Source organism: Pararhizobium sp. A13 (assembly GCF_040126305.1).
In the GTDB taxonomy this organism is placed as follows: domain Bacteria; phylum Pseudomonadota; class Alphaproteobacteria; order Rhizobiales; family Rhizobiaceae; genus Pararhizobium.
This window is the reverse complement of record NZ_CP149510.1, coordinates 1,129,895-1,146,987: the sequence shown is the minus strand read 5'-3', so window position 1 is coordinate 1,146,987 and position 17,093 is coordinate 1,129,895. Positions and strand designations below refer to the sequence as shown.

Here is a 17,093-nt window from a genome sequence, read left to right as displayed (position 1 = left end):
TTTGAGGGACAGAATAGGCAAAATCCGGGCAATTGACAGAAGCCGCCTCAAATCAGGCATTTTTTTTGGGTCAGCATCGCAACCTCCGCAAGGCTGACGCAAAGACACAGTGTCACGCCAAGCGAGAACAATCGCGGCTGGAGCGGCGCTTCGACATGCGGCACTATGACGATCGGGGAATCAGCGGGGAATGGCAGTGATAAAGGCAGGACTCATTCGGCATCTGGGATCGATCGCGCTGGCGGCGCTGGCGGGACTCAGCCTTGTCACCGGCGATGCGGCCTCCGCCGATGACACACCCGCCAAGCAGCTTTTCGGCAAGGTCCAGCTGCCGAGCAATTCCGCGCCCAGCCCGATCGGATTTTATGCCAAGGGCTGCATGGCCGGAGCCGTCGCCATCCCGACCGACGGGCCGACATGGCAGGCGATGCGGCTGTCGCGAAACCGCCGCTGGGGCAATCCGGCGATGATCGAGCTTCTTGAACAATTCTCGAAGGATGCCGTCCGGCTCGGCTGGGGTTCCGGCATCCTGATCGGCGACATTTCCCAGCCGCGGGGCGGGCCGATGCTCTCCGGGCACTCGTCCCACCAGATCGGGCTCGACGCGGATATCTGGTTCACGCCGATGCCCGAGCAGCGCCTCTCCATTCAAACGCGGGAGGACTTGCCATTCACGTCGATGCTCGACGAGAGCAAATTCCTGACCGTCAATTCCAAGCGCTGGACGCCGACCCATGCGAAGGTCGTCATGCAGGCTGCAAGTTATCCGCAAGTGGAGCGGGTTTTCGTCAATCCTGCGATCAAGAAGAAGCTGTGCGACACCTGGACCGGCGATCGCTCCCTGCTTGGCAAGGTCCGCCCGATCTATGGCCATGACGCACACTTTCACATTCGCATGCACTGCCCGCCCGGCACTTCCGGCTGCAAGGCGCAGGCACCTGTGGCAATCGGCGACGGTTGCGACAAGTCGCTGGCCTGGTGGTTCACCAAGGAACCCTGGGCCAAGCCGGAAAAGAAGCCGGGCGAAAAGCCGGTAAACCCAAGGTTTGCGACGCTTTCCGACCTGCCGAAGGCCTGCGCCGCGGTGCTGGCCGCTCCGGCAGCTTCCGAACAGTCGGCGACCTTCGGCACCGCCTATGTCGCGCCGCGGCCGCAGCCTGGCGATGCAGTGATCCAGCAGGTGATCAATGCCGGGGCCAGCGATCTGCCGGATGGCACGATTCCAATCCCCCTGTCCCGCCCCTCCCTGCAATAGGTCATCGCGGGCACGCCCTTTAAGCGCTTTTCAACCGCGGGACTGTGCTGTACAGGAGTTCAAATCGATTTAAATCGAGACCGTCATGGTCGGTTGACGCTGGGGATCGGGGATGATCAGTCAAAAATGCGTGGCGCTGATTGCGCATGACCAGAAGAAAGACGACATCGCAGCCTTTGCCAAGGCGAACGAAACCGTGCTTGCGAGCTGGAAGATCGTTGCCACCGGCACGACCGGCGGCCGGGTGCAGGAGGCCTGTCCGAGCCTCAATGTCATTCGTATGAAGAGCGGCCCGCTCGGCGGCGACCAGCAGATCGGCGCGATGATCGCCACCGGCGACGTGCAGATGCTGATCTTCTTCACCGATCCGCTCACCGCCATGCCGCATGATGTCGACGTCAAGGCGCTGATGCGGCTCGCAACGGTCTACGACATCCCGATGGCGCTGAACCGGGCAACAGCAGAACAGTTGATCGACTTCCATCATCCCTGATACAGCTCTTTTCGAGCCCGCACGATCACAACGGAACGTCCCATGCCCACGCTCACAGACACCGAAAGCAGCCTCACCTTTCCGATCCTGATCGGCGATATCGGCGGGACCAATGCACGCTTTGCGCTGCTTGTCGACGCCTTCGCCGAGCCGAAGATGTTCCCGATCATCCCGACGACGAGCTATGCCAGCATCGAGGAAGCGCTGCAGACCAGCATCCTCGACAAGACCTCGGTGCAGCCGCGCTCGGCGATCATCGCCGTTGCCGGCCCGGTCAAGGGCGACGAAATCCCGCTCACCAATGCCGGCTGGGTGATCAAGCCGAAAGACATGCTGACGGCGCTTTCGCTCGAGGACGTGATCATCATCAACGATTTTGAGGCCCAGGCGCTTGCGATTGCCTCGATCGGCGAGGAAGGCCGCGAGCAGATCGGTCCCGGCAGCATTCTCGAAGACGCCTCCTGCGCCGTGCTCGGCCCAGGCACCGGTCTTGGGGTGGCCGGCCTCGTTCATGCGCAGCACAGCTGGATTCCGGTTCCCGGCGAAGGCGGCCATATCGATGTGGGACCGCGCACGGAGCGCGACTATCAGATCTGGCCCTTTCTCGAACCGATCGAGGGCCGCATTTCGGCAGAGCAACTGCTCTGCGGCCGCGGCATCATGAACATCTACCGCGCGGTCTGCGAATCGAAAGCCTGGTATCCGGAACTGCCCGACCCGGCTGCCGTGACGGCCAGCGCGCTCTCCGAACGCGATGAGGCGGCTGTGGAAACCATCTCGCTGTTTTCCACCTATCTCGGCCGTGTCGCCGGTGACATGGCGATGATTTTCATGGCGCGCGGCGGTGTTTTCCTGGCCGGCGGCATTTCCCAGAAAATCCTGCCTGCCTTGAGAAAACCGGAGTTCCGAGCCGCCTTCGAAGACAAGGCGCCGCACTCGGAGCTTCTGCGGACCATCCCGACTTTCGTCGTCACCCACCCGACGGCTGCCCTGTCCGGTCTTGCCGCCTATTCGCGGACGCCGTCGCGGTTTGGTGTGGCAACTGAGGGACGGCGCTGGAGAACTTGAGAGGCAAGTCAGGCTCAAGACTCGCCAAAGAGGGATCAAGGGACTATAGAGCCCGCTGAAATATGGCGCCTGCAAGCGCGTCGGGCTTTAAGGAAACCAGCTTGAAACAAGCCAAGACAAAGCTGCCACCCGTAGACCGCGAGACCATCACCAGTGTCCTGAAGCGGGTTATTACCGAGAACGGACGCGCGCATATGCGCGGCTATATCTTCGCCATCGCCTGCCTTGCGCTGGTCGCCGGCACGACCGCCTTCACCGCCTGGATCATGGAATCGGTGGTCAACGAGGCCTTCGCCAACAAGCGGGCCGATATCGTTCTCTACATCTGCGGCGCGATCTTCGTTGCCTTCGTGGTGCGCGGGTTTGCGACTTACGGCCAGGCCGTAGCACTCTCCAAGATCGGCAACAGCATCGTCGCCAGCTACCAGCGCAGGCTCTATTCGCACCTCATGGCTCTGAGCGTCGGCTATTTCAGCGAGACCCGCTCCGCCCGCATCTCGGCGCAGATCAGCCAGAACGTCTCCGGCATCCGCGATGTGCTCAACATGACGGTGACCTCGCTTGCCCGCGATTTCCTGACACTCGTGGCGCTGATCGGGGTGATGATCAGCAAGGACTGGCTGCTGACACTGATCGTCTTTGTCATTGCACCGCCATTATTGATCGGCCTTCGCTACGTCTCGCGGCGGCTGAAGCAGGCGACCCGCGAATCGGTCGAGATCAACAGCCACGTGCTCGGGGCCATGCAGGAAACCATTCAGGGCATCACCATCGTCAAGGCCTTCACGATGGAGAAGCAACTGAAGACCAAGGTCGAGACGATCATCGACCGAGCCGAAAACCGCGCCAACCGCATCGCCCGCTTAAGCGAACGGACCGCCCCGATGACGGAAACCTTTGCCGGGTTCGCGATTTCCAGCGTACTTGCCTATGCGGCCTTCCGATCGATCTACAACGGCATCCAGCCGGGGGCTTTCTTCGCCTTCGTCACCGCGCTCTTGATGGCCTATGACCCGGCCCGCCGCCTTGCGAGGCTCCAGGTCTCGCTCGAGCGCGCCGTCGTCAATGCCCGGATGATATACGAAATCCTCGATACCGTGCCACACCAGCGCGACCTTCCCGGTGCCGGCAATCTCGCGCTGCAGCAAGCGACGATCGAGTTCAGGCACGTCCGTTTCGGATATAACCAGGGCGACGACATCCTGAAGGGCGTCAGCTTTGTTGCGGAAGGCGGCAAGACAACCGCGCTGGTCGGACCTTCCGGCGCCGGCAAATCGACGGTGATCAGCCTCATTCCCCGATTCTACGACCCCTCCGGCGGCGAGATTCTGATCGACGGGCAGGACATCGCCCACGTCACCAAACAATCGCTGCGCAACGGCCTCGCCTATGTTTCGCAGCAGCCTTACCTCTTCGAAGGGTCGATCCGCGACAATATCCGCTACGGCCGCCCGGAGGCGACGGACGCGGAGGTCGAGGAAGCGGCAAAGCTCGCCTATGCCCATGACTTCATTCGCGCGCAGCCGCAAGGCTACGATACGCCCGTCGGAGAAAACGGCGTGACCCTCTCCGGCGGCCAGCGCCAGCGGCTGTCGATCGCCCGTGCGCTGGTACGCCAGGCACCGATCCTTCTGCTCGACGAAGCGACCTCTGCGCTGGACACCGAATCGGAAGCGGCCGTGCAGAAGGCGCTCGATCACGCCATGAGCGGCCGTACCGTGGTTGTCATCGCCCACCGGCTTTCGACCGTCGTCAACGCGGACAAGATCATCGTCATGAAGGACGGGCTGGTGGTCGAGGAAGGCACCCACGAGGCGCTTGCGAAGCGCGCAGACGGTCTTTACGCTCGATTGCACAATCTGCAGGGCAACGCCCAGCCAGCGGCGGAAGCCGACGTTGATGATGGACAGGAAATGAGGCAGGCATGAGCGGGACGGACATGAAACTCGTGGTGGTGGGGGCCGCCGGCCGAATGGGCCAGACGCTGATCCGCACGATCAATGCGATGCCGGGAGCCCAGCTCTTTGCCGCCGTCGAACGGCCGGGTTCGAATTTCATCGGCCGCGATGCCGGCGAGATTGCGGGATTGGGCCCGATCGGCGTCGCGATCAGCGACAAGCCGCTCGAAGCCTTTGTCGAGGCTGAAGGCGTGCTCGACTTTACCTCGCCGGTGGCCTCCGTCGAGTTTGCCGGTCTCGCCGCGCAGGCGCGCATCGTCCATGTCATCGGCACAACTGGCTGCTCGAGCGGTGACGACGAGAAGATCAAGGCGGCAGCGCGGCACGCGCGGATCGTCAAATCCGGCAATATGAGCCTCGGCGTCAATCTTCTCGGTGTTCTCACCGAACAGGCAACGCGCGCGCTCGGGCCAGCGGACTGGGACATCGAAATCCTCGAAATGCATCACAAGCACAAGGTTGACGCGCCGTCCGGCACCGCCCTCTTGCTCGGTGAAGCTGCCGCAAAAGGCCGCGGTATAGATCTCGCCAACCAATCCGTGCGCGTGCGTGACGGTCACACGGGCGCGCGCTTAGCCGGCACGATCGGCTTTGCGACGCTGCGCGGCGGCTCGGTGATCGGCGAACATTCGGTCATTCTCGCCGGCGAAGGCGAACAGGTGACGCTCTCCCACAGTGCCACCGACCGGTCCATTTTTGCGCGCGGCGCGGTGACGGCGGCTCTTTGGGCGCGCGACCAGAAACCCGGCCTCTATTCCATGCTCGACGTGCTCGGGCTGTCCTGAACCTTAAAATCCCGGAGAAAACATCATCATGAGCGGCACCCTCGTCCTTGTGCGTCACGGCCAGAGCGACTGGAACCTGAAAAACCTGTTCACCGGCTGGAAGGACCCGGACCTGACGGCGCTCGGCGTCGAGGAAGCCAATGCCGGCGGCAAGGCGCTTGCCGAATACGGCATCAAGTTCGACATTGCCTTCACCTCGGTGCTGTCCCGCGCCCAGCGGACCTGCGAGATCATCCTCGACAATGTCGGCCAGCCCGATCTCGAGACGATTTGCGATCAGGCGCTCAACGAACGCGACTACGGCGATCTCTCGGGTCTCAACAAGGACGACGCGCGCGCCAAATGGGGCGAAGAGCAGGTGCATATCTGGCGCCGTTCCTATGACGTCCCGCCGCCGGGCGGCGAAAGCCTGCGCGACACCGGCGCCCGCGTCTGGCCCTATTACCTCACCGACATCCTGCCGCGCGTCCTCAGGGGCGAGAAGGTCCTCGTTGCGGCGCACGGCAATTCGCTGCGCTCGCTGGTGATGGTGCTCGATCGCCTGACCAAGGAGCAGATTCTCGCGCTTAACCTCGCGACCGGCGTACCGATGGTCTACAGGCTGAACGCTGACTCTACCGTCGCGTCGAAGGAAGTTCTCGGCGATATGTCCGGGGCGCATTGAGCACCGAGGGCAACAGATGACGAAAGGGCCGCATTTGCTGCGGCCCTTTTTCATTGTCAAACCTTTCCTGCTTCCCAGCCGAGCATCGCCCGCTTGCGGGTGAGGCCCCAGTGGTAGCCGGTCAACGCACCGCTCTTGCCGAGCGCCCGGTGACAAGGCACGACGAAGGAGATCGGATTGCGGCCGACCGCAGCGCCGACGGCGCGCGAGGCGGTCGGCTGGCCGATATTGCAGGCGATATCCGAATAGGTGACCGCCTTGCCCATCGGGATTTTCAAAAGGGTTTCCCAGACGCGGATCTGGAAGTCGGACCCAATCAGCACGATGCGCAGCGGCTCCTCCGGACACCACTCCCTGGAATCAAAGATGCGGGCCGCATAGGCGGCGGTCGCTGCGCTGTCTTCCACGTACTGCGCATTCGGCCAGCGATTTGCCATATCCTCGAAACTGGCCTTTTCGCCACCCGCATCGCTGAAGGCAAGGCCTGCGAGGCCGCGATCGGTGACCATGACCAGCGCCACGCCGAAGGGACTGGGATGGAAGCCGTAGCGGATCGTCAGACCGCCGCCGCGCAATTTCCATTCGCCCGGAGACATCGCCTCATGGGTGACGAACAGATCATGCAGGCGGCTAGGACCGGAGAGGCCGACCTCGAAGCTGGTTTCAAGCAGCGGCAGTTCCTCTTGCCGCAGCAGGCGCTTGGCGTGATCGAGCGTCACGGCCTGCAAGAATGCCTTCGGCGACAGTCCGGCCCAACGCGTGAACGTCTTCTGCAGTTGCGTCGGCGGCTGGCCGATTTCACCGGCGATGGTCTCCAGCGACGGCTGATCGCGATAGTTTTCAGTCAGCATCTCGACCACGCGGCTGACAATCTCATAGTCGCTGCCATGCGGCGTGATGTCGGCGGGCACCGATGTCGTGATGTTCATGGTCGTATCTCCTTGAGGCAGAGATAATCATCGGAACCGGGCCTTCGCCACCCGATTCTTGCCCTAGAGCCGGATGATTTTAGATCGAATCGGCCTAAAATCATCCGGCTCTAGAATTGACGAAGTAGAACATGATGTCGTCCGAAAACCGCTTACACTTTTCGGCATCATGCTCTAGCGGCGCTTGACCGTTGCCAGCGCGCAGGCAAAGGCCGTGGCGAAGGTTTCCCGGTCGTCGCGGTTGAGGAAGGAGCCGACATCGGTTGCCCGGCGCCGGTCGCTGATCTGCATGGCGACGATGCCGATCTCCTCGTGGCGGGAAATGTTGAACCGCGCCCAGAAGGTATTGAAACGATGCTCGGTCATGCGGCCCGCCGGCGTGAACTTGCGCACGGACACGTCGGTGCGCGAGACGCTGACCTCCTCGCGGGCGCGAGCGGAGCGGTAATTCAGCCAGAAAGCGCCGAAGAGCAGCAGGAAATCCAGCCCGAAGAAGAAGACTATCGGCCAGGCGCCGATGACGACGAAGACGAAGATGTGGACGAGGCTCAGCAGGCCGGCGATCAAAAGCAAAACCTTGAAGCCTTTGAGGCCGAGCGAACGATGGGGCGTCAGCTCGGCGGCGAAAACCGGCTGCTCGTCTGTCGCTATCTCGGCGTTGCCATCGTTCATGACCAACGACTATAGATGCATCATGAAAAACGTGAAATCAAAATCAGCGATTGCGGCGGTGAAAGCGAGACCCGCGACAGTCAGCCGCGCCAGAACCAGACCAAAGACCGCCTACAGCAAGGCGGAAATCGACGAGATTTTCCGCCGCTTCTCGATCCAGCGTCCCGAGCCGAAGGGAGAGCTGGAACACGTCAATCCGTTCACGCTCGTCGTCGCAGTCGCCCTGTCGGCACAGGCGACGGATGCAGGCGTCAACAAGGCGACGCGGGCGCTTTTCGCCGCAGCCGATACACCGGAAAAGATGGTGGCGCTCGGCGAGGAAAAGGTTCGCGAATATATCAAGACTATCGGGCTTTATCGCAACAAGGCGAAGAACGTCATCGCGCTCAGCGAGAAGCTGATTGCCGATTTCGACGGCGAGGTGCCGCGCACGCGCGAAGAGCTGATCACGCTGCCCGGCGTCGGCCGCAAGACCGCCAACGTGGTTCTTTCGATGGCCTTTGGACATTCGACGATGGCGGTCGACACGCACATCTTCCGCATCGCCAACCGGCTCGGCCTAGCTCCGGGAAAGACCCCCGACGAAGTCGAGGACCAACTGATGCGGATCGTGCCGGATCACTACCTCTACCATGCCCATCACTGGCTGATCCTGCACGGCCGCTATTGCTGCAAGGCGCGCAAGCCGGAATGCGAGCGCTGCGTCATTGCCGATATCTGCAAGGCGGCGGAAAAGACCAACGAAATCCCGGCGCCGTTGGTCGAACTGCCGGCGCAGGTCATTTGACGGAAATGCCGTCGATCAGCGCTGCGATCGCCCTTTCAAAATCCTGCCGCTCGCCGCCCGCTTCGATGGCAAGCGCCGCCCGGTCGAATGCTGCGGAAAGAAGTTCGACGAAGGCATCCAGCAAGTCGGTTGTCCTGCCGCTGGCGGCGAAGAGGTCGTTTAAGCCAGCCTTGAGGCTGGCTTGCGAATATTCCGCATCCAGCTGCTGCATGGCGCCTGGTCCAAGAACGGCAGGACCGTCCAGCAGGAGAAGCCGCGTGCGGCCGGGCACAAGCATGGCATCGAAATAGGCACGCGTCCCGGCGAGAATGGCATCCCGCGCCGTCGCAGTGGCTGCCGCGTTGTTTTCGATCATCTCTGCCACCTTCCTCGCCTCATCAGCGACGACAGCGGCAAAAAGCGCCCTCTTGTCTTCGAAGTGATGATAGAGCGCCCCACGCGTGACGCCGGCCGCGTTGACGATGTCCGGCGTGGCCGTATCGGGGTAGCCTTTCTCCACAAAAAGACCGCGCGCCGCGCCGATCAATGTTGCACGCATCGCTTCCGTCCGCTCATTGTTGCTGCGCCTCAAATCTCCCCCTTTACATACAAACTGTATGCATGTAGCTAAAGATACAGACAGATTGTATGTTAACTCGGATGGAGAAGAAAGCCATGAAAATCACGAGCTACTATCCCGTCATCATGACCGGCGACGTTGCGCGGACGGTTGAATTCTACAAGCGCCATCTTCGCTTCGAGGCTCTGTTTGCCAGTAACTGGTATGTGCACCTGCAATCGACCATTGACGAACGTGTCGCCCTTGCCGTGCTGGACGGCAGCCATGGAACGATCCCAGAAACCGGACGCGGCAGCGCTCAAGGACTGCTCCTGAATTTCGAGGTCGAGGATCCGGATGCGCTCTATGCGGAATTCCAGGCGGCGGGTCTGCCGATCCTCAAGGCGATCTGCGACGAGGACTTCGGCCAGCGCCATTTCATCACCATCGACCCGAACGGCGTCCTGATCGACGTGATCAAACCGATCCCGCCCAGCGCCGAGTTCGCCGCCCAATATGACGCTGCCGCCCTGCCCGCTTGAAGAGACGTCCGGGGCGCTGGCGCCAACCCAACCGGCCGAATCAGGGACTGAAAGGCCTGTTGCGATATTGGGCAAATCCCAAGCGGTGGCGCGCTTTCGTTCTTTTCCCTTCCAAACCGCGGAAAATCCGCTATTACCGGACACCGGCTGACACAAACATTCCAGGCGGTTCCGAATGACGAAATTCGACGTGCTCACGATCGGCAATGCGATCGTGGATATCATCGCACGCTGCGACGATGCTTTTCTTGTCCACAACGGCATCATCAAGAGCGCGATGAACCTGATCGATGCGGAGCGGGCAGAGCTGCTCTATTCGCGCATGGGGCCGGCCCTTGAAGCCTCCGGCGGAAGTGCCGGCAATACGGCAGCGGGTGTCGCCAGCCTTGGCGGCAAGGCCGCCTATTTCGGCAAGGTGGCCAACGATCAGCTTGGAGAGATCTTCACCCACGATATCCGCGCGCAGGGCGTGCATTTCGAAACAAAGCCGCTCGATACGCACCCGCCGACCGCCCGCTCGATGATCTTCGTGACGGAGGACGGCGAGCGCTCGATGAACACCTATCTCGGCGCTTGTGTCGAACTCGGACCGCGCGATGTCGAACCCACCGTGGTTGCGGACGCGGCTGTGACCTATTTCGAGGGATATCTGTGGGACCCGCCGCTTGCCAAGGACGCGATCCGCGACTGCGCCCGCATCGCCCATGAAAACGGCAGGGAAGTCGCCATGACCCTGTCCGACAGTTTCTGCGTTCATCGCTACCGAGCCGAATTCCTCGAGCTGATGCGCTCCGGCACCGTCGACATCGTCTTTGCCAACCGGGCCGAGGCCTTGGCACTCTACGAGACGGCCGATTTCGGGCATGCGCTGTCAATGATCGCCCAGGATTGCAAGCTTGCCGCGGTGACACTCAGCGAAGAAGGGTCGATCATCGTAAAGGGCAGCGAGCGGGTCAAGGTCGAGGCAACGACGATCAGCAATGTCGTCGATACGACGGGCGCCGGCGACCTCTATGCGGCCGGCTTCCTGCACGGCTATACCACGGGCAGGACGCTTGCCGATTGCGGCAAGCTTGGCAGCCTGGCTGCCGGCATCGTCATCGAGCAGATCGGCCCGCGCCCGATGATTTCGCTGGCGGCGGCGGCAAAAGAGGCCGGTCTTCTCTGACCAGCCCGAATATCCGCCCGACTACTTGAAGGCTTCGCCCGGATAGGCGCCCCAAATTTCACCCTGGGAGATCCAGCCATCGACCCCTTGCGCCTCGGCGCGACACCAGTCTCCGTTGCATTCGCCGACGTGCACGACGACACCCGGCTCCATGCGCGCGACAATGGCGCTGTTGGACTGCGGATCGTGCCGCATATTGACGAAAATGCCCTCGCCCTTGCCGCGCATCCAGGGCGCAGTGATTGCAGTGCGATCTCCTGAAAGCAGCGCCTGGTTGACCCAGCCCTCGGTGCCGTCGGCGTCGCGGATGCGCCGCCAGTTGTCATATTCCTGGATGATTTCCACAGGCACGCCGGCCTTCATGTAACGCCAGGCAACCGCGTAGTCGACGCTCGGTCCGACACGCAGGTTGACGCTCTTGGATTTCAGGCTGACGAAGCGCGGCAGCGGCAGGCCGCTTGCGCCCTTCGCGGCCTGGGCGAAAGCCGGGGTTGCATCGATCGCCACGACAGACAGGACAGCGGCGGCGGCAAAAGCGAGCCTGGAAAGGAACTGACGCATGACGAAATCCGTTTTCCTAATTGATTCAGGAACTTGCAGCCAAATCTCTGACCGGTTCTGCCAAAGACAGGCAAATCGTCAGGGGACATCTAGAGTTTTGTTTGTCTTCCACACCGGGTCTGGTAGAAAATGAACTGCAGGGAGAACGATCACTCATCTTGGTTAAAAACCCGTCAACAAGGGCTCGGCAAACAGCGATGACAAACAAGAAAAAGCCCAAGGTCTACATCACCCGCAAATTGCCCGATGTCGTTGAAACGCGGATGCGGGAACTGTTTGACGCCGAACTCAACATCGACGACACGCCGCGCAGCCAGCCGGAACTCGTGGCAGCCGTGAAGCGTGCCGACGTGCTCGTGCCGACCCTTACCGACCGGATCGACGCAGCACTGATCGAACAGGCCGGGCCGCAGCTGAAACTGATCGCAAGCTTTTCGAACGGCGTCGATCACATTGACATCGACGCCGCTGCCCGCCACGGCATCACTGTCACCAACACGCCAAACGTGCTGACGGAAGACACCGCCGACATGACCATGGCGCTGATCCTTGCCGTTCCGCGCCGCCTGATAGAAGGCGCCAACATCCTGACCGACCGCCGCGGCGAATGGGCGGGCTGGTCGCCGACCTGGATGCTCGGGCGGCGCATCTCCGGCAAGCGCGTCGGCATCGTCGGCATGGGCCGCATCGGCACCGCCGTCGCCCGCCGCGCCAAGGCCTTCGGGCTTTCGATCCACTATCACAACCGCAAGCGCGTCAGCGCCGAGACCGAGGAAAAGCTGGAGGCGACCTATTGGGACAGCCTCGACCAGATGCTCGCCCGCGTCGACATCGTATCAGTCAATTGCCCCTCGACACCTGCCACCTTTCACCTCCTGTCGGCGCGCCGGCTCGCGCTGATGCAGCCGACGAGCTACATCGTCAACACCGCGCGTGGCAGCATCGTCGATGAAACGGCGCTGATCAAATGCCTGCGCGAAGGCAAGATCGCCGGTGCCGGCCTCGACGTGTTCGAGAATGAGCCTGCCGTGAACCCGAAGCTGGTGAAGCTTGCGACCGAAGGCAAGGTCGTGCTTTTGCCGCATATGAGCTCGGCAACGCTCGAGGGCCGCATCGACATGGGCGACAAGGTGGTGATCAACATCCGCACGTTCATCGACGGACACCGCCCGCCGGACCGCGTTCTGCCGGGCAGGGTCTGATTACAACGGCTTGCGCATCTCGATGAAGGTGGCGCGCGTAAAGCCGGGGTGGGACGCTTCGGCGGTCCTGACAAAGCCCCACCGCGCAAACACTCGGTGATTCTCTTCAAGCTCGATCCGCGTTTCCAGCCGCAGGCAGGGCAAGCCGCATGTGGCGGCATGGGCCTCGGCTGCCCGCAGCATCAGCCGCCCGATGCCTCTGCCCTGCGCGTCCGGAGCAACTGCGAGTTTGCCGATATAGAGGCAATCCGGCGGCTCCGGCTTGCAGAAGATACAGCCAACCAGGCGACCGTTTTCGATGGCGGCATAGGCCTTCTCGGTTTCGGCCTTTTGCTTCAGCGACTGCAGCGTCAGGCGAAGAGCCGATGATGGCGGATCGATCCGCGGGTGCATATAGGCGAAGGAGGCAACGATGAGCGCGAGCAGCGCGTCCCAATCCTCGAACGCCTGATCGATCGGCACGAGCTTCATCGAACCTTCCGGCCATATTTGATGGTCTCGAAGCGGGCAGTCAGTGCGTCATACATCAGCAAGCGACCGATCAGCGGTTCGCCGGCGCCGGTGACGAGCTTGATGACTTCCATAGCCTGCAATGTACCGATCACGCCCGTCAACGCGCCGACGATGCCGGCCTCCGCGCAGGTGGGCACGACGCCCGGCGGCGGCGGCGCAGGAAAGAGGTCGCGGTAGCCCGGGTTCTGCCGTCCATCGCCTGCACTTTTCCAAGGCTGAAGAACGGTGAGCGAGCCATCGAAGCGGCCGACGGCGCCGGTGACCAGGGTGATTTGCAGCCGCTCGGCCGTATCGGCGGCGAGATAGCGCGTTTCGAAATTGTCCGAGCCATCGACGACGAAATTGTAGCCGGAAAACAGCGCCTCCGCATTGGAGGCATCCAACCGTGTTTCATGCAGAACCACCCCGACATGCGGGTTGAGCCCGGCAATGAATTCGGCCGCACTGTCGGCCTTCGACCTGCCGATGCCGGGCGTGGCGTGGATGACCTGCCGCTGCAGGTTGGACAGCGACACGGTATCGTCATCGACGATGCCAAGCGTGCCGATGCCTGCGGCGGCAAGATATTGCAGCACCGGCGCACCGAGGCCGCCAGCGCCGATGACCAGAACGCGCGCCGCCTTCAGCGCCTGCTGACCGGCTCCGCCGATCTCCGGCAGGATGATGTGGCGCGCATAGCGCTGGATTTCTTCCGAACTGAGGGGTTTTGTACTCATGATGGCTGAATGTCACCCGGAAACGGTGCCATTGGCAACCGTGAGATAGCGCGCCCGTTCGCCAAGCGCCGAAAACATCGATTGATCCGTACCGGTCATGAAGGCCTGGCCACCGAGATCATCGACGAGATCGAACAGGGCTGCCCGCCGCCCCTCATCGAGATGAGCGGCAATCTCGTCGAGCAGCAGCACAGGCGCGTGGCCAGTCATATTGGCGACAAGGCGGGCATGGGCGAGGACCAGACCGACGAGGAGGGCCTTCTGCTCGCCAGTCGAGCAACGCGCGGCCTCCATGTTCTTGGCCCGATGGCGGATGAGAAGATCGCTGCGATGCGGCCCATCAAGCGTGCGGCCGGCACTCGCATCGCGGTAGCGGCCGTTCTTCATCATTTCCAGATACTGCTCCTCCAGATCGAAGGCCGGACGGTGCCATTCGCCGTCGAGAAAGCCCGAAAGCGCCAAATCGGCGACCGGGAAGACGCCGCCTTCGTGATTCTTGTCCACCAGGGCTGCCAGAAGACCGAGCATCTCTTGCCGCGCCAAGGCCATCGATATCCCAAGCTCGGCCATCTGGCGCTCAAGCCCCGTCAGCCAGACGGGATCCGCCCGACCCTCGGACAGGAGCTTGTTGCGGCTGCGCATGGCGCGCTCGTAATCTGTCGCACGGCGGCCGTGCTCGGGATCGAGCGACAGCACCAGCCGGTCGAGGAAGCGTCGGCGATCGCCGGAACCACCGGTGAAAAGCCCGTCCATGGCCGGCGTCAGCCACAGCACACGCAGATGATCGAGGAGTTCGTCGACCGTCCTCGCCGTTGTCCCGTTGATGCGCAGGCGTCGCGCCTGCCCCTCCTCGGCTCCAGCCGTGCCCGTGCCAATCTCGGCGGGACCATCCATGCCGTCCAACTCCGCAAAGACGGAGAACCCGGTTTCCGCACCGACACGGACCACATCGGCATAGGCGGCTCGGCGCAGTCCGCGCCCGGGGGACAGGAAAGAGACGGCCTCCATCAGGTTGGTCTTGCCCGCGCCGTTCTCGCCCGTCAGCACAAGATGGCGCGCATCGAGGTCGAGCGACAGAGCCGCATAGTTGCGGAAATCGCTGAGTTTCAGGCGGCTGATAAAAACCTTATGCGGCATGGAGAATCCGGTTGCGTATCCGGTTGAGAGCTATGCCCCCAAAGCCTTGATGGCAAGGCCGAACATGCGCTGCGCTGCGATGAACGCCATGGCGGACCGGCGGTCGGCCATGGCTGCGCAACGGAAACAGCGGTGCTCACGCCAGATCCAGCTCGGGATAGTGGCGGAAAATGCCTTCTTCGTTGAAGGCAAGCCGGCGCTTGGACGCAAGATAGGCCTTCATCCGAGGCAGTTCGCGCACCTGCGCGTTGAGCGCGACGAGCAGCGGATAGTCCGGTTCGGCCGCCTGCGTCGCCTTCGGGAAGGCATAACGCAGTCCCTCCAGAAGCTGAAACAGACACAGGTCGACATAGGTCAGCGCATCGCCGACGGCATGGATCTGCCCTTCGCCATTCTTGCTCAGGTGCTTTTCGAAGTAACCGAGGAATTTCGGCAAACGTTCGTCGAGGAAATTTTCGGCCCGCCGGAGCGCCTCTTGCCTCTGCTCGTGATAATAGAGCGACACGCCGATCGGATGATGGACGTCATGAATTTCGCCGACGAAATCGGTGATGGTCAGTTGCAGCCCGTTTGCCTCGAACCGTCCGGCTTCGTCCTTCGGCGCAAGCCCAAGCCTGCCGCCGAGATAGAGCAGGATATTGGCGACGTGGGAGACGATGACATCCCCGTCCTTCAGGAAGGGCGGCGCAAAGGGCGCGAATCTCCCCGTTTTGCTTTTCATCATCGACATCATGCGCGCCATGCCGCCATCCGTGCGGGCGACGTCGATGTAGTCGGCACCCGCTTGCTCCAGCGCAAGACGGACGAACTCGCCGCGACCGGGAATGCCATCCCAATAAAAGAGCTCGTAGGCCATGGGAAAACCTTTCGCTTATGAACGTCGTGCCGGCGGCACCGGCGAACGAACAAAAAACCGGAGGCATTGCTGCCTCCGGCCGGGATATATTGCTGATTGTCGTCTTGGCCAGTCACTCGATGTCGAAGAAATCCTTCATGCGGGAAAAAAAGCCGGCGGATTCCGGATTGTTGTCCTTGGAAGACAGTTCTTCGAATTCCCTCAGCAGTTCGCGCTGACGCTTGGTGAGCTTTTGCGGCGTTTCGATCTGGATCTGGATATAGAGATCGCCGACCTGGCTGGAGCGCAGCACCGGCATGCCCTTGCCCTTCAGGCGAAACTGCTTGCCGGCCTGCGTGCCCTCCGGCACCGAGACGCGCGACTTGGTGCCGTCGAGCGTCGCCACATCGAACTTGCCGCCAAGCGCTGCCGTCGTCATCGAGATCGGCACGCTGCAATAAAGATCCGCGCCATCGCGCTGGTAGAACTCATGCGGCTTGACCGACAGGAAGATATAGAGGTCGCCCGCCGGGCCGCCGCGCAGGCCTGCCTCGCCTTCGCCCGAGAGGCGGATGCGCGTTCCGTCCTCAATGCCGGCGGGGATGTTGACCGACAGCGAGCGCTCCTCGGTCACCCGGCCCTGACCATGGCACTTCGTGCAAGGATCGGTGATGGTCTGGCCGCGGCCGTGACAGGTCGGGCAAGTCCGCTCGATGGAAAAGAAGCCCTGCGCCGCGCGCACACGGCCAGAGCCCTGACAGGTGGCGCAGGTCTGCGGTTTTGTACCCGGCTTCGCGCCCGAGCCCGTGCACACATCGCAGGTGATCGATGTCGGTACACGGATCTGCGCCGTCTTGCCGGAATAGGCTTCTTCCAGCGAGATTTCCATATTGTAGCGCAGATCGGCGCCGCGTTCGCGTCCGCCCGACGACCGGCGCTGGCGGCCACCGCCCATCATCTCGCCGAAGATGTCCTCGAAGATATCTGAGAAGCCGCCGGCACCCGCGCTGCCAAAGCCGGCGCCACCAGCGCCCATACCGCCATTTTCGAAGGCTGCGTGGCCATAGCGATCATAGGCAGCCCGCTTCTGCGGGTCTTTAAGGATTTCGTAGGCTAGACTGATTTCCTTGAAGGTCTTTTCCGCTTCAGTGTCGCCGGGATTCTTGTCCGGGTGATACTTCATCGCCAGTTTGCGGAAAGCGCTCTTGAGCTCTTTCTCGTCCGCTGTTTTCGCAACGCCGAGCGTTTCGTAAAGATCACGTTTCATACT

The 17,093-nt window shown here is 62.1% G+C and carries 19 protein-coding genes; 10 read left to right on the top strand and 9 right to left on the bottom strand.

Annotated features, from left to right (window positions below; genetic code table 11):
• The first annotated feature begins 190 nt into the window (after positions 1–190).
• From mepA to WI754_RS05390, 6 genes are all read left to right on the top strand, one after another.
• A complete protein-coding gene (gene mepA, locus WI754_RS05415; RefSeq protein ID WP_349436646.1) occupies positions 191–1,255 on the top strand; it encodes a penicillin-insensitive murein endopeptidase in 1,065 nt (354 codons plus the stop codon).
• A gap of 112 nt (positions 1,256–1,367) precedes the next feature.
• Positions 1,368–1,748 carry a methylglyoxal synthase gene (locus tag WI754_RS05410; protein ID WP_349436644.1) on the top strand — a complete coding sequence of 127 codons (381 nt, stop codon included), beginning with the start codon at positions 1,368–1,370 and terminating at the stop codon, positions 1,746–1,748.
• A gap of 42 nt (positions 1,749–1,790) precedes the next feature.
• Positions 1,791–2,816 (top strand): glucokinase, encoded by a 1,026-nt coding sequence (locus tag WI754_RS05405; RefSeq protein ID WP_349436642.1) that lies wholly within the window; start codon positions 1,791–1,793, stop codon positions 2,814–2,816.
• A gap of 62 nt (positions 2,817–2,878) precedes the next feature.
• Positions 2,879–4,744, top strand: a complete 1,866-nt coding sequence (locus WI754_RS05400) for an ABC transporter ATP-binding protein (RefSeq protein ID WP_349436640.1) — start codon at positions 2,879–2,881, stop codon at positions 4,742–4,744.
• Positions 4,741–5,559 carry a 4-hydroxy-tetrahydrodipicolinate reductase gene (dapB, locus tag WI754_RS05395; protein WP_349436639.1) on the top strand — a complete coding sequence of 273 codons (819 nt, stop codon included), beginning with the start codon at positions 4,741–4,743 and terminating at the stop codon, positions 5,557–5,559. The genes WI754_RS05400 and dapB overlap by 4 nt, the downstream gene beginning before the upstream one ends.
• 28 nt (positions 5,560–5,587) lie before the next feature.
• A complete protein-coding gene (locus WI754_RS05390; protein WP_349436638.1) occupies positions 5,588–6,223 on the top strand; it encodes a 2,3-bisphosphoglycerate-dependent phosphoglycerate mutase in 636 nt (211 codons plus the stop codon).
• A gap of 56 nt (positions 6,224–6,279) precedes the next feature.
• On the opposite strand, the gene WI754_RS05385 is transcribed toward WI754_RS05390, so the two are convergent.
• Positions 6,280–7,152 (bottom strand): bifunctional helix-turn-helix domain-containing protein/methylated-DNA--[protein]-cysteine S-methyltransferase, encoded by an 873-nt coding sequence (locus tag WI754_RS05385; RefSeq protein ID WP_349436636.1) that lies wholly within the window; start codon positions 7,150–7,152, stop codon positions 6,280–6,282.
• 174 nt (positions 7,153–7,326) lie between these two features.
• Entirely contained in the window at positions 7,327–7,824 is a 498-nt protein-coding gene (locus WI754_RS05380) for a DUF2244 domain-containing protein (protein ID WP_349436634.1), read from the bottom strand.
• A gap of 22 nt (positions 7,825–7,846) precedes the next feature.
• On the opposite strand from WI754_RS05380, the gene nth reads away from it, so the two are divergent.
• Positions 7,847–8,611, top strand: a complete 765-nt coding sequence (nth, locus tag WI754_RS05375) for an endonuclease III (RefSeq protein ID WP_349436632.1) — start codon at positions 7,847–7,849, stop codon at positions 8,609–8,611.
• On the opposite strand, the gene WI754_RS05370 is transcribed toward nth, so the two are convergent.
• A complete protein-coding gene (locus tag WI754_RS05370) occupies positions 8,604–9,149 on the bottom strand; it encodes a helix-turn-helix domain-containing protein (RefSeq protein ID WP_349436630.1) in 546 nt (181 codons plus the stop codon). The genes nth and WI754_RS05370 overlap by 8 nt on opposite strands.
• A gap of 116 nt (positions 9,150–9,265) precedes the next feature.
• Here WI754_RS05370 and WI754_RS05365 point away from each other — a divergent pair, with 116 nt between their 5' ends.
• Both WI754_RS05365 and WI754_RS05360 read left to right on the top strand, forming a co-directional pair.
• The gene (locus WI754_RS05365; protein WP_349436628.1) at positions 9,266–9,691 is read left to right on the top strand and encodes a VOC family protein; all 426 of its coding nucleotides are present in this window, start codon (positions 9,266–9,268) and stop codon (positions 9,689–9,691) included.
• 175 nt (positions 9,692–9,866) lie between these two features.
• Entirely contained in the window at positions 9,867–10,859 is a 993-nt protein-coding gene (locus WI754_RS05360; RefSeq protein WP_349436626.1) for an adenosine kinase, read from the top strand.
• Positions 10,860–10,880: 21 nt separating this feature from the next.
• Here the strand turns inward: WI754_RS05360 and WI754_RS05355 are convergent, their stop codons facing one another.
• Entirely contained in the window at positions 10,881–11,420 is a 540-nt protein-coding gene (locus WI754_RS05355) for an SH3 domain-containing protein (protein WP_349436624.1), read from the bottom strand.
• A gap of 197 nt (positions 11,421–11,617) precedes the next feature.
• Here WI754_RS05355 and WI754_RS05350 point away from each other — a divergent pair, with 197 nt between their 5' ends.
• Positions 11,618–12,622 carry a D-glycerate dehydrogenase gene (locus WI754_RS05350; protein ID WP_349436622.1) on the top strand — a complete coding sequence of 335 codons (1,005 nt, stop codon included), beginning with the start codon at positions 11,618–11,620 and terminating at the stop codon, positions 12,620–12,622.
• Here the strand turns inward: WI754_RS05350 and WI754_RS05345 are convergent, their stop codons facing one another.
• The 5 genes from WI754_RS05345 to dnaJ form a co-directional block, all read right to left on the bottom strand.
• A complete protein-coding gene (locus WI754_RS05345) occupies positions 12,623–13,093 on the bottom strand; it encodes a GNAT family N-acetyltransferase (RefSeq protein WP_349436620.1) in 471 nt (156 codons plus the stop codon). It abuts the gene before it with no gap.
• Entirely contained in the window at positions 13,090–13,851 is a 762-nt protein-coding gene (gene moeB, locus WI754_RS05340) for a molybdopterin-synthase adenylyltransferase MoeB (RefSeq protein ID WP_349436618.1), read from the bottom strand. Before moeB ends, WI754_RS05345 begins: the two co-directional genes overlap by 4 nt.
• A 12-nt stretch (positions 13,852–13,863) precedes the next feature.
• Entirely contained in the window at positions 13,864–14,988 is a 1,125-nt protein-coding gene (recF, locus tag WI754_RS05335) for a DNA replication/repair protein RecF (protein WP_349436616.1), read from the bottom strand.
• A 136-nt stretch (positions 14,989–15,124) separates the two neighbouring features.
• Positions 15,125–15,844: a glutathione S-transferase gene (locus WI754_RS05330; RefSeq protein ID WP_349436615.1), complete on the bottom strand. Its 720-nt coding sequence runs from the start codon at positions 15,842–15,844 to the stop codon at positions 15,125–15,127.
• Positions 15,845–15,956: 112 nt separating this feature from the next.
• Positions 15,957–17,090: a molecular chaperone DnaJ gene (gene dnaJ, locus WI754_RS05325; RefSeq protein WP_349436614.1), complete on the bottom strand. Its 1,134-nt coding sequence runs from the start codon at positions 17,088–17,090 to the stop codon at positions 15,957–15,959.
• Positions 17,091–17,093: the final 3 nt, after the last annotated feature.